Genomic DNA, 13,187 nt, shown 5'->3' on the forward strand with positions numbered 1-13,187 from the left:
ATGATCCGTACACCATCAAAAATTAGAATTACAATTGTAAACAATTTCCCACTCCGACTCATCCATCAATCCTAGCGGCAGCAACACTTGATATTGCCATGCATCGCCCCCAACATTAAAAACAAGCCTTACGCTATGGCACCGATTTAAAAGCTAGATTAGAAGCTTTCTTAAAAAACCATTACACTCAAGCCCATTGAGTAGCATTATTTAGACCAACAGCAAGGAATCGACATGGCAAGCCAACATCATCGTTTACTCATTTTGGGCTCAGGCCCTGCAGGCTACACTGCCGCCGTCTATGCCGCACGTGCCAATTTAAAGCCTGTATTAATTACCGGCATGGCACAAGGTGGCCAACTCATGACCACCACTGAAGTTGACAACTGGCCAGCCGATTTTGACGGCGTCCAAGGCCCAGAGTTGATGACGCGCTTTCAAAAGCACGCCGAACGTTTTGGCACCGAAATGCTGTTTGATCACATTCACACGACGCATTTAACTGAAAAACCAATCCGCTTAGTGGGCGACTCAGGTGAATACACCTGCGACGCGCTGATTATTGCCACCGGCGCATCAGCCCAATACTTAGGCCTGCCTTCTGAAGAAGCATTTTCCGGCCGCGGCGTTTCCGCCTGCGCCACATGCGACGGCTTCTTCTATCGCGGCCAAGATGTTGCCGTCGTTGGCGGCGGCAATACCGCTGTTGAAGAAGCGCTCTACCTATCAAACATCGCCAAGCATGTAACCTTAATTCACCGCCGCGACACTTTCCGCTCAGAAAAAATCCTGATCGACCATCTAATGGAAAAAGTCGCCGAAGGCAAAATCACCCTTGAAACCAACCAAACACTCGATGAAGTTTTGGGCGATGCAACAGGCGTAACGGGTGCACGCCTGAAATCAACTGTCGATGGCTCGACCAAAGACTTAGCCTTGATGGGTGTGTTTATTGCCATCGGCCACAAGCCGAACACGGACATCTTCAAAGGCCAGCTCGACATGGACAGCACGGGCTACATCATCACCCAAGGCGGCCGCAACGGCGGCGCGACAGCAACCAGCATTGCTGGGGTATTTGCTGCCGGTGACGTGCAAGACCACATCTATCGCCAAGCCGTGACATCCGCAGCGAGCGGCTGCCAAGCAGCACTGGACGCAGATAAATACCTAGAAACCCTGAGATAAACAGGGTAATTCGTCGCAAGCCTTACTGGCCAATGCCTGTAGCAATATACTTAAAAAACGCCATATCCTCGATGGCGTTTTTTTTCATCCACCGCATCAACGCACCACAAGTCCAGCCATGTCAACACGCCCCTCTTGCTCGAGCTTTAACTTCTTGCTATGCAGTCTAATTACGATCACCTTACTTTCATGCATTAAAGCACCATGGCCTGAAGAATTACTACTACAGCACAGCCTGACTATTGGCTTTATCGTCACATGGTTTTTTATTCAAAAAAAATATCCATTATCACTACGCAGCACCAGCTTAATTACCGTCTTTATCTTGCTGCATATTTTTGGCGCACGCTGGCTTTATTCCAATGTACCTTACGACACATGGCTAAGAGCGTGCTGCAGCACCGACACACAGCAACTATTTGGCTGGACGCGCAACCATTACGATCGCATGGTACACCTTGCTTATGGACTGTGTTTTTCCTTGCCACTTGCGGAAATTTTTCAGCGACAAGGCCACAAAAAAACAAGCAGCTGGCACTTGGCTTTACTCTGGATTATGGCCAGCAGCTTGTGCTACGAATGGTTCGAATGGGGCGTATCCATCATTCTCTCCGCACAAGAGGCCGAAGGCTATAACGGACAACAGGGCGACATCTGGGACGCACATAAAGACATGCTTCTTGCCAGCATCGGCGCACTATTGAGTTGCTTGTTTTGGCGCAACCAATCACAACGCTAGGCATAAAAAAACGCCAATCAATTGATTGGCGTTTTTTGGGGCACTTAAAAGCAGCAATTAAGCAACTTTATTGCGACGACGTTCGTTGTCAGTCAAGAAGCGCTTACGGATACGGATGGTTTTTGGTGTGATTTCAACCAATTCATCATCATCAATAAACTCAACAGCAGACTCCAAAGTCATTTTAACTGGGGTAGTCAAACGAACTGCTTCATCAGTACCAGAAGAGCGAACGTTAGTCAGTTGTTTACCTTTAATTGGGTTCACAACCAAATCGTTGTCACGACTATGGATACCGATAACCATACCTTCGTACAGTTTGTCGCCTGGGCTAACAAACATACGACCGCGATCTTCCAATTTCCACAATGCGTAAGCAACTGCTTCGCCATTGTCTTGAGAAATCAACACGCCGTTATGACGACCTGGCATATCAGGCTTAGCTGGGGCGTAGTCATCAAACACGTGACTCATCAAACCAGTACCACGAGTCAAGGTCATGAAATCACCTTGGAAACCGATCAAACCACGCGCTGGAACATGGTATTCCAAACGTGTGCGGCCTTGACCGTCAGAAACCATATTGGTCAATTCGCCACGGCGACGACCGATTTCTTCCATCACGCCACCTTGATGCTCATCTTCTAAGTCGATGGTCAAGTTTTCGTATGGCTCACATTTCTCACCGTTGATGTCTTTGTAAACGACACGTGGTTTTGCCACAGCCAATTCAAAGCCTTCACGGCGCATGTTTTCGAGCAAAATAGTCAAATGCAATTCGCCACGACCTGAAACGCGGAAAATATCCGTGTTGTCAGTATCTTCAACGCGCAATGCAACGTTAACCAACAATTCTTTAGTCAAACGCTCACGGATTTGACGGCTAGTTACAAACTTGCCTTCAGTACCAGCGAGTGGTGATGTATTCACCATAAAGTCCATGGTCAACGTTGGTTCATCAACGCCAAGCACTGGCAAGCCAACAGGTTGATCGCGATCACAAATGGTGACACCGATACCGATCTCATCCAAACCAGAGATAATGATGATGTCGCCAGCTTCAGCTTCTTCAACAGGTACGCGCTCAAGGCCTTTAAAGCCCAAAACTTGATTGATACGGCCGCTAGACACTTGGTCATCATGGTTCATCACCACAACTTGTTGACCTGGCTTGATACGACCATTCAATACTTTACCTACGCCAAGACGGCCGGTAAATGTAGAGTAATCCAAGGCAGAAATTTGCAATTGCAATGGCGCATCAGCGTCGCCCGGAGGGCTAGGAACTGTTGCTACCAACAAGTCCAACAATGGACGCATATTGTCTGACTCTTCTTCCAAAGTCAGTTTGGCAAAGCCATTCAAACCTGAAGCGTAAATCATTTTAAAGTCGAGCTGTTCGTCAGTCGCACCGAGTTTGTCGAACAAGTCAAACACTTGATCGTGAACCCAATCCGGACGTGCACCTGGACGGTCTACTTTATTAATTACAACGATCGGTTTCAGACCTAAAGCCAAAGCTTTTTTAGTCACGAAACGCGTTTGTGGCATTGGGCCTTCAACGGCATCAACCAGCAGCAATACGCCGTCAACCATACCCAATACACGTTCAACTTCACCACCGAAGTCCGCGTGACCTGGGGTATCAACGATATTGATATGCGTGCCTTCGTATTCGATGGCCGTGTTTTTCGCCAAAATGGTAATCCCGCGTTCTTTTTCAAGATCGTTAGAATCCATTACGCGTTCAACAACCGCTTGGTTAGCACGGAAAGTACCGGCTTGTTGTAAAAGCTGGTCTACCAGCGTGGTTTTACCATGATCGACGTGGGCGATAATGGCGACGTTACGAAGTGCACGGGTCATGTTTGGACTGTGGGCTATTTGCGAAAGTGGCGGATTGTATCACGCCTTAATGAAAAAACTGTGAACTCGTCAATGACTTTGGCGAGTAAAGCTGATTTTTATTGGGAATTCTCTGATTAACGGCAGATTCATTTGCACCTGCAGCACGATTAAAAGCGCTAATCGCCAATGAAATCAGCCCCCATCTACCAGCCAACTGCAATTTACGGCGACGAGGACGATACGTGCTGCCCATTGGCCGTTTCAATGGTCATATCTTTAGGTATACCATCCAACATCAAGTCCAGTGCGAAGTTGAGCAATATACCTGCAGTAGCACCCCAAACAACGCGCTGATTAACTTCTAAAAAATGCGTTGCACCGCGTACCCCTTTCCGACTTACCCATCGTTTCTCATACAGTGAACGATTCAGTAGCACCGACAAGGGCAACTCAAATACATCTGAAACTTCATTCGGGTCAGGGCAAATCGAAAACCCGGGCTGCAACACCCCCACCACTGGCGTTACGCAATAGCCACTAATGGTATGGTACTCGCCCAAACAAGCCACAATTTGCACTCGATCACAATCCAAACCGATTTCTTCTGCCGTTTCACGCAAGGCGGTAGCAACAGCATCTTGATCGCCAGCCTCAGTGGCCCCACCCGGAAAGCTAATCTGCCCAGCATGCTGCGATAAATGTTCAGCCCTAACGGTTAACAACACAGTCGCGCCATCAGGATGCAGCACAATGGGAATCAAAACTGCGGCAGTTCGAGAAGATTGATGCTGGTAGTCATAACCACTTATTCGTGACGAATTCGCCAATTGCTGACTCAGCCAGTGCGGTAATTGCGCAACATCTGGCAACATATTTATTCATTCCTAACTTAATGGCTATTCAGACCGTCATTCATGGGGCAGCAAGGTGCACACCCTGCCACTGCGCTTAAACGCGCAATTGCTGCGTCAAACCTACACCCAAAGGCTGCACCAACGCAAATTGTGCTGCTGCCGACTCAAAATCATTGTTTTTGGCGGCCATTTCAATCGCCTTGCAATACGTTGCCATTTTTGTCGCGCCTAACTGTGCAGCAGCGCCTTTTAGCTTATGCGCCAAGCTCACAACTTGAACTGAATCACCGGCCGCAATAGCAGGCGACAAACCCGTGATGCACTCATCCAAAGTAGGAAAAAACAAAGCCAGCAACTCATCTTTCATATCCATACCAACGGCCTGTTTCAGCTCATTAAACATCCGATCAATATCGAGCAACTCTTGTTGCAACTCTAAACTAATGCCCACTTGCATATCGCCCCCCGGCTCTTCTATCTGCGGCTCTAAGCGCGCCAAACGCCCTGATTTTGCTAAACCACGCTGCAAAGCCAATGAAATTTCTGCCATATGAATGGGCTTGGCGACAAAATCATCCATTCCCACCTCATAACAATGATCGACATCCGATTGAAATGCATTTGCGGTTAACGCGACAATATAAACACCGGCTTGCTCTGGTGGCAATGCACGTATCGTTTGCGTGGCCACAAAGCCATCCATTTCTGGCATCTGGCAATCCATCAATACCAAATCATAACGGCGCTGCTCTACCGCGGCGACGGCCAATGCGCCATTTTCAACCACATCCACTCGACAGCCAAACTTCTCCAACATCAACACCGCCACCTTCTGATTGATGGGATTGTCTTCAGCTAATAATAAATAAGGCTTACTCGCCGCAATCTGCTCGGCCAAATGATGCGCTGTCACTAGGTTTTGCGTCCCACGCGGAAATTGCTGCATCTTCAAAGCCTCTTCAATAACATGGAGCAATTGTGTTTGTCGGACCGGCTTAGTTAAAAATGCAGAATATCCTGCCGCTTTTGCTTCTGCTGCCAACCCAGGCACCGCCATCGAGGTCAACAACACCAAAGGCAATGGCGTCTCACCAACCAACGCCTGAATTTGCCGCGCCAATTCCAACCCATCGATGCCAGGCAACTGCAAATCAATCAACGCCAAAGCAAAGTGCGTCGGCGCTTGTGCCAAAGCGCTTAATGCATCTTGTGGCGAGTAAAAACAAACCGGCTCCATACCGAAAGACGTCAACTGCAAAGCAATCAGCTCACGATTGGCGGCAAAATCATCCACCACCAACACGCGCAAGCCTTGCAAAGCCAGCTCAACATCGGGTGGCGGCGCTTCGACTTTGGCAACAGCTAACGTCACCTCAAACCAAAACTCAGATCCTTCACCCAACACGCTCACCACGCCAACCTCACCACCCATGGCTTCGACTAGGCGTTTACAAATCGACAGCCCCAAGCCCGTGCCACCAAAGCGACGCGTGGTCGAAGCATCGGCCTGACAAAACGGTCGGAACAAAGAAACTTGCGCCGACTCACTCATACCAATACCGGAATCTTTAACGCTAAAGCGCAACGCACAGCGCTCATCATTCGAGCTTGGCAGCGCCACCAACCGCGCCACCACCTCGCCTTGCGCAGTAAATTTAATCGCGTTATTGAGTAAATTAAGCACCACCTGCCGCAAACGACTCGGGTCGCCAATCAAACGTAACGGCACATTGGGATTGATAATGCAGGCCAAATCCAGTGACTGTTTGGCGGCTTTTTCCGCCACAATATCCAAAGCGCCTTCCAACAAATAGCGCACATCAAATTCAATATGTTCGAGCTGCAAATGCCCCGCTTCAATCTTAGAAAAATCTAAAATATCGTTAATCAAACTCAGTAAAGCATCACCCGATTGCTGAATGGCACCCACAAACTCAAGCTGCACCGCGCTCAAAGGGGTGTCTGATAGCAAGGTTGAAAAACCAATCACTGCATTCATTGGTGTGCGAATCTCATGGCTCATATTGGCCAAGAAATCACTTTTCGCCTGACTGGCCGCCACCGCTTGATCAATAGCGATTTCCAGTGCGGCATTAATGTGTTTTTGCTCGGTGACATCGGTAGCTACGCCTAAATAACCAAGCAATTCACCCGCATCATCATAACGAGCCGTGACAATCAGATTGACCGTTAACCGCGAGCCGTCTTGGCAAATATAAGTCCATTCATGGGTATCACTCCCCCCTTGCCTTGCCATATACACCAACACTTCAAACCCACTCACACACACGCCGGTTTGCGCGGCAATATATTGCGCTCGACTCGCCAACTCATTGGCATCATGAAAGACTTCGGGAGTTAAAACGCCAATCACTGCGTCGGCAGGATAACCGAGCATTTTTTCGGCGCCGACATTAAATAGCTGAATTTCACCCGCGATATCGGTTGCAATAATACAAATTTCAGTTGCCGAATTCACCACGCTGCGTAATTGCTGCTGTAAATGGGTTAACGCGGCATCTTGCTCAATCAGCATTAATTCATTATTTTTACGCGCATCAATATCGAGATGAATCCCGGCAATTTTAATCGGCGCGCCATGCTCATCACGCTCATACACCCGCCCAATTGCATGCACCCATTTCCATGTCCCCTGCGCGGTTTTCATTCTTAATTCACAACTATGGATCGCCGAAAGCCCAGCCAAATGCGCGGTCAATGAGGCTTCGGCCAAGGGTAAGTCTTCGGGATGCAATAAGCTCCTCCACGTCTCAACACTAGGTATAAGCTCCTGAGTGACAAAACCCAACATCTCACCCCACATACCCCCAAAATACGACTCGCCGGTCCGTAAATCCAGATCCCAAATCCCCAAGCCAGACGCCTCGACAATCATCGACAATTGCCGCTGATTAGCGCGTAATGCCTGCTCACTGGCCAAGCGCACACTGACATCACGTATCTGCGCCACCAAAAAAGTCTCTTGATCAATGTGAAATTGATTCAAGTTAACCTCAATCGGAATCAGGCTGCCGTTGGCATGCCGCGCCCAAAGTTCACGCCCTTTGCCCATTGCCGCGCCGCCATTTTGGTGTTGATAGCGTTCAACATAGCTATCGTGCTTATTCGCCACCTCATCAGGCATAAAGATCTTGATGCTTTTCCCGATCACCTCATCGCTAGCATAACCAAAGATACTCGTTACCGATCGGTTCACCCCCAGTATGGTACCTTGCTGATTCGCCGTCACAATGGCATCTGGCGTACTATCAATCACGGCATTGAGCTGAACTTCACGCTGCCGAGCATGTAAAGACATTGACTCAGCCAAAGTTTGTGCTTTTTCTTTTAAGCGCGCGGCATTTAATAAGGTGACTGCAATCAAACCCGTCAGGCTCAAACCAAATAACAATAAACCCAAAGGCAGCCAGCTTTCTAAACGGGCAGCAAAGCTATCATTTGAGCTCATTACCACAGTCCAAGTCTGCCCCCCCAATTCAATCTCGACTTGTCGCCGTAAATTTCGATATTGCGGCTGACTTGCGCCTTGGCTTAAGTGCAAGTCGCTGTCATACAACAAAAATTCTGGTTTGAGCACGCGTCCCGAGTACACCTCAAAATCGAGGGTTTTATGCTGAACATCACTTAAGCCGGCCACCAATTTGGACATCAGTACGGGGGCATAAACCCAGCCAATTAACGACGCCGTCCGTTCATTGGCCAACTCAATTGAGCCACCCATTTCTTTTGGCAAGTAATACGGCAATAAAATTAGAAAACCCGGGGTCTTTTTGCCGTCTTGCACCAATTGAATTGGTGCAGTCATCGCCATATCAGCCGAATTCATAGCATTCATTGCGGCAGCCTTACGAATTGGTTCGCTGGCAATGTCTAATCCAATGGCCACTTCATTGCCTTTTATCGGCTCAATATATTGGATAATGAATCTTGCCCCAGCATTAGGGCCTCGATCGCGCACTTGAAATTCAGGCCGATAGTGCTGCTGATCGCTAACAAATGCCGCCACATCTTGCGGCTCAACACGGCGAATAAAGCCAACCCCCAGGGCACCAGGAAACACATCTTCTAAATTTAATTGCGCCACATATTGCTTAAAATGCTGCGGCTTTAATTCACCATGCGTCATCAAAGGCACGGTTCGCGCGCCATACAAACCCACAGCCAAACTTTGCACACGCAGTTTTAAGCCGTTCACCAAAGGCTCGGTCTGCCGCTCAAATTGAATATCGGTCTGCTGTTTAAGTTTAATTGCCGCAAACTGCCAAACAAAAATCGACAGCAAAACGCCGACGACCACCACCGCCAGTAAGCGAAAATCATTCAAATGTTGAATTTTTTGCTTTGTTGTTGACATTTGTCGACAAGTATTTGTATGGAAATTGAAATCACTATAGTCGAGGCATGGCTATTTTTCTGTCAAACCGTCATCGCCAAGTCTGCGTTATAATCGAGATCATTTTCTTGCATATTTTGGCCGACCATGACCCGCAAAATACTCGTTACCTCTGCCCTACCTTACGCCAATGGCGCCATTCACCTTGGTCATTTAGTTGAATACATCCAAACCGACATCTGGGTACGCTTTCAGAAATCTCGCGGTCACCAATGCCACTATGTCTGCGCTGACGACACCCACGGCACACCGATTATGCTGCGCGCAGAAAAAGAAGGCATTACGCCAGAAGCGCTGATTGCCCGCGTACACGGCGAACATTTACGTGACTTCACCGGTTTTCACGTTGCATTTGATAATTACTACAGCACCAACAGCCCAGAAAATCGTGATTTTGCCTACGACATCTACGGCAAGCTCAAAGCCAACGACAAGATTGCCAAAAAAACCATTTCACAATTGTTTGACCCAGAAAAGCAGATGTTCTTGCCCGATCGCTTTGTGAAAGGCGAATGCCCAAAGTGCGGCGCAAAAGATCAATATGGCGACAACTGTGAGGTATGCAGCGCAACGTATGCGCCAACCGAGCTTAAAAACCCATACTCTGCCGTATCAGGCGCAACACCGGTACTGCGTGACTCAGAACATTTCTTCTTTAAGCTGGGCGAATGCGAAGACTTTTTAAAGTCATGGACCACCACGCCGGGCAAATTGCAGCAAGAAGCAGCCAATAAAATGCAGGAATGGTTTGAATCGGGTCTAACCGATTGGGATATTTCGCGCGACGCGCCGTATTTCGGCTTTGAAATCCCTGATGCACCGGGCAAGTATTTTTACGTTTGGCTCGATGCCCCTGTGGGCTATATGGCCAGCCACAAAAACCTGTGTGATCGCTTAGGCTTGGATTTTGATAGCTACTGGCGCAAAGATTCTGACGCCGAGCTGTATCATTTTATTGGCAAAGATATTTTGTATTTCCACTCGCTATTTTGGCCAGCAATGCTCGAATACTCGGGCTACCGCACGCCAACCGCCATTTACAGCCACGGCTTTTTGACCGTTGACGGCGCCAAAATGAGTAAATCGCGTGGTACTTTTATCACCGCCGAATCGTACTTAGACCACCTGAACCCCGAGTGGCTGCGCTATTACTACGCTGCCAAACTCTCGAATACCGCCGAAGACATTGACTTAAACCTCGAAGACTTTACTGCGCGGGTGAACTCGGATCTGATCGGTAAATACGTCAATATCGCTAGCCGCGCCGCTGGCTTTATCAGCAAACGTTTTGCAGGTCGCTTGCACAGCGGTGTGTTTGAAGCAGAAACCTATGCGCTGATGCCCGCCATTGTCGCGCTACAAAAGAAACTACAAGGCGCTAGCGACACCATTGCCAGCCTGTTTGAAGCACGAGAATATAGCCGCGCCATCCGTGAAATCATGGCGTTGACCGACGAAGTGAATCAATACGTCGATACCGTTAAACCATGGGAAATGGCCAAGCATCCAGAGCAAAGCGGCAATTTGCATGCGGTATGTAGCTTCTTGATTAATGCCTTCCGCATTTTGACAATCTACCTATCGCCTGTATTACCGAAACTAGCCAATGACGTTGAAGCGTTCTTAAATATTGCGCCGCTGCAATGGTCTGATGCTCAGCATTTATTGCTCGATCACACCATTAACAGCTACAGCCATTTGATGGTGCGAATCGACCCGAAAAACATTGCGGCCATGATCGAAGCCAATGTCCAAGTGGTCGAGACACCGGCTCCGGCAGCGCCCGCTTACGAAATTCCAGCCATCAGCGAAACCATCAGCATTGATGATTTTATGAAGGTGGACTTACGCATTGCACGCATCGCTGATGCTCAGCACGTTGCCGGCGCAGAAAAACTACTGCAACTCACGCTGGATTTAGGCAATGAAACACGCAATGTATTTGCGGGGATTAAGTCGGCTTACAAGCCTGAAGACTTGATCGGCAAGCACACGGTGATGGTCGCCAATTTAGCGGCGAGAAAAATGAAGTTTGGCTTGTCGGAAGGCATGGTATTAGCGGCTGGCGGTGACGGCGGTCTGTATATCTTAGAGCCACACGAAGGTGCCAAACCGGGCATGCGTGTGAAGTAAAACCACGTAAGCAGCCACTTGCCGCGCCTTCTGGCGCGGCATTTTTTTGCCCGTATCAAATCAAGCCATATGGCACAGCACGAATCATTACAGGCTCAATGGATAGCGCGCGGTAAAAAATGATGAAAGGTATTTCGTCCTAGCCCATAAATACAAAGACTTAATGAGCTATACCTCAAACCTTGAACGCATCCAAGCCAGATACTCATCTGCGCCAGCTTCACCCTCGGCAGGGGCCCAAGTCGCACGCTCATGGCTGGCCACTGGAATATACGGCCCCGCTTTAGCCTCAAAAAACACCGTCGGCGCTAACGCCACCAAACTGTGAAACACCCCCGGCGCAATATCAATCCCCAGACAATCGCTCCCCGCCGCAATCACCTTTTGCTCAATCACCTCACCCTCGGCATTAAAAATAAGCACGCCCATTCGACCGGTCAGCACCACCATGGTTTCAGCCTTATCCACAGATAAATGACAATGCGGCTGGACATAGCTATTGGGTTGCAGCGCGTTGAGCAAGCGATGACAACTGGCATCGTCAGCGGTGTGAAAATTAAAATTTTTACGCCGCCGTGGTGTTTGCTCAGCAGCACACAGCAATTCAGACAATAAACTCTGGTCGATAAAACGAGTTGGCATAACAGTACTCAGCAAGAAAGTAAGGCATCATGCAATAAATCCGCAGCGGACACCAAGTACAAAGCCGCCAAGCCCCATGGCCAGCGACAAAAAATGCCGCAATTGAACAACAAGTACATCCCCGCCCGACACTAAAAACCCAACAAACCATACGCTTAGACAAGCGCGGCAAGTTCACTCGTTCCGAATCCGCCTTGACCGCGCCTTGATGCCGACAGATTGCAAGGAGATGGGTATAATTGCCGTTTTGGTTTCACTTAGCGCCTGCCATGAACCTGCCTGATCCTCGTCTATACCCTCGCGTCAACCCGCAAAATCCGATTATTCGTCAGTTGATGTCATTACTGACTGAGCGCGATGCCGCACAAGTGGCGCAAAAACGCCTCGGTTTGCAACAACTAATGGCCGAATTACTCATGGCCAAAGATCATTACGCCCTTAATGGCGCCTTGACCCAAGCCCCATCGCAAGATGCATGGATGACGCTATGGCATGCGCTGCGTCAAGAAGTAGAAAGCCCGAGCCAGCACGCCCAACAATCAGCGACCTTGTTTGCGATTCCGGTGGTTTTGGTCGCAGGCTGCAAAGGTGAAGCCACGCTGCCGAGCGAAATCGATGGCGACGCAGCACTGGCCATTTTGCGCGAACACGGTGTGATTGCCGCCGATGCTGATGCTTGGTTGTCAGGTGCCTTGCTTGGTCCCGATATTTTAGCGGCCATCAGCCCAGCGCAATTGGCCGAATGGCGCGCCACCTTGAGTAGCGCAAGCGACTTCCCGATTGATTCGGCAGGCAGTGCGATTAAATTTAAAGACGAAGCGGTTGCTTTACGTTATCTGATTGGCGTTGCCATTGAACGCACCGGCAAACCCGCCGCGATCACCCTAGGCGGACAAGTTGGCAGCTGGGGCATGCCACTGGCCAATCTGATTGGCGAGACGCTCAAAACCGATGGCGTGACGTTATTCCCAATTCCACGCACACCGCTACCTTGGCTTAGCGCACAAGATGTTGGCCGCGTCACGCAACTTGAAACGCGCCTGCAAGTGATGACCAGCAATGCACTACGTAGCATTCGCAGCAAAGGTCGCACCCCAGTGGTTACCGTTGCCGCCCATGAAAACAATGAAATTCGCATCACCTTTGCCAGCAAAGAAGACGTCGAGCGCTGGGAAGGCTATGTGTGGCCACTCTTGCCGTCAGACCATGTCGAGCTGATTGCGCAATACATCCAAGAATTAATGCTCGAATGCCGGATGACGGATTTAGTGTTTGTTGACGGGGTACAGGCGGTGCTCGATACCGATGGTTTGCCGTTGTTTATCACGCCGCACACCAAAGCACCGGCATTGCAATAAAAGGAGCTTGG

General features: G+C 49.2%; 8 protein-coding genes. 4 read left to right on the forward strand and 4 right to left on the reverse strand.

Annotated features, from left to right (window positions below; all coding sequences use genetic code 11):
- Nucleotides 1-234: 234 nt before the first annotated feature.
- Both trxB and HQN60_RS14640 read left to right on the forward strand, forming a co-directional pair.
- A complete protein-coding gene (gene trxB, locus HQN60_RS14635; protein WP_173534358.1) occupies nucleotides 235-1,188 on the forward strand; it encodes a thioredoxin-disulfide reductase in 954 nt (317 codons plus the stop codon).
- Nucleotides 1,189-1,306: 118 nt separating this feature from the next.
- Entirely contained in the window at nucleotides 1,307-1,927 is a 621-nt protein-coding gene (locus tag HQN60_RS14640; RefSeq protein WP_173534359.1) for a DUF2238 domain-containing protein, read from the forward strand.
- A 57-nt stretch (nucleotides 1,928-1,984) separates the two neighbouring features.
- On the opposite strand, the gene typA is transcribed toward HQN60_RS14640, so the two are convergent.
- The 3 genes from typA to HQN60_RS14655 form a co-directional block, all read right to left on the reverse strand.
- A complete protein-coding gene (gene typA / locus HQN60_RS14645) occupies nucleotides 1,985-3,793 on the reverse strand; it encodes a translational GTPase TypA (protein ID WP_173534360.1) in 1,809 nt (602 codons plus the stop codon).
- Nucleotides 3,794-3,996: 203 nt separating this feature from the next.
- Nucleotides 3,997-4,647 carry a CoA pyrophosphatase gene (locus HQN60_RS14650; RefSeq protein ID WP_173534361.1) on the reverse strand — a complete coding sequence of 217 codons (651 nt, stop codon included), beginning with the start codon at nucleotides 4,645-4,647 and terminating at the stop codon, nucleotides 3,997-3,999.
- Between the two features lie 76 nt (nucleotides 4,648-4,723).
- Nucleotides 4,724-9,004: a PAS domain-containing hybrid sensor histidine kinase/response regulator gene (locus tag HQN60_RS14655; protein ID WP_173534362.1), complete on the reverse strand. Its 4,281-nt coding sequence runs from the start codon at nucleotides 9,002-9,004 to the stop codon at nucleotides 4,724-4,726.
- A 126-nt stretch (nucleotides 9,005-9,130) separates the two neighbouring features.
- Between HQN60_RS14655 and metG the strand changes: the two genes are divergently transcribed.
- Nucleotides 9,131-11,176 carry a methionine--tRNA ligase gene (gene metG / locus HQN60_RS14660; RefSeq protein WP_173534363.1) on the forward strand — a complete coding sequence of 682 codons (2,046 nt, stop codon included), beginning with the start codon at nucleotides 9,131-9,133 and terminating at the stop codon, nucleotides 11,174-11,176.
- A 168-nt stretch (nucleotides 11,177-11,344) separates the two neighbouring features.
- On the opposite strand, the gene HQN60_RS14665 is transcribed toward metG, so the two are convergent.
- Entirely contained in the window at nucleotides 11,345-11,818 is a 474-nt protein-coding gene (locus tag HQN60_RS14665) for a WbuC family cupin fold metalloprotein (protein WP_173534364.1), read from the reverse strand.
- A gap of 269 nt (nucleotides 11,819-12,087) precedes the next feature.
- Between HQN60_RS14665 and HQN60_RS14670 the strand changes: the two genes are divergently transcribed.
- Nucleotides 12,088-13,176, forward strand: coding sequence for a hypothetical protein (locus HQN60_RS14670; protein ID WP_173534365.1), 1,089 nt, complete (start codon nucleotides 12,088-12,090; stop codon nucleotides 13,174-13,176).
- The last annotated feature ends 11 nt before the right edge of the window (nucleotides 13,177-13,187 follow it).

This window comes from Deefgea piscis, assembly GCF_013284055.1.
Lineage (GTDB): Bacteria > Pseudomonadota > Gammaproteobacteria > Burkholderiales > Chitinibacteraceae > Deefgea > Deefgea piscis.

What these genes read in the sequence shown, in the direction of transcription:
- trxB (WP_173534358.1), top strand. Translation starts at nt 235, where the DNA reads ATGGCAAGCCAACATCATCGTTTACTCATTTTGGGCTCAGGCCCTGCA.
- HQN60_RS14670 (WP_173534365.1), top strand. Translation starts at nt 12,088, where the DNA reads ATGAACCTGCCTGATCCTCGTCTATACCCTCGCGTCAACCCGCAAAAT.
- HQN60_RS14665 (WP_173534364.1), bottom strand. Translation starts at nt 11,818, where the DNA reads ATGCCAACTCGTTTTATCGACCAGAGTTTATTGTCTGAATTGCTGTGT.
- HQN60_RS14640 (WP_173534359.1), top strand. Translation starts at nt 1,307, where the DNA reads ATGTCAACACGCCCCTCTTGCTCGAGCTTTAACTTCTTGCTATGCAGT.
- HQN60_RS14655 (WP_173534362.1), bottom strand. Translation starts at nt 9,004, where the DNA reads ATGTCAACAACAAAGCAAAAAATTCAACATTTGAATGATTTTCGCTTA.
- HQN60_RS14650 (WP_173534361.1), bottom strand. Translation starts at nt 4,647, where the DNA reads ATGTTGCCAGATGTTGCGCAATTACCGCACTGGCTGAGTCAGCAATTG.
- typA (WP_173534360.1), bottom strand. Translation starts at nt 3,793, where the DNA reads ATGACCCGTGCACTTCGTAACGTCGCCATTATCGCCCACGTCGATCAT.
- metG (WP_173534363.1), top strand. Translation starts at nt 9,131, where the DNA reads ATGACCCGCAAAATACTCGTTACCTCTGCCCTACCTTACGCCAATGGC.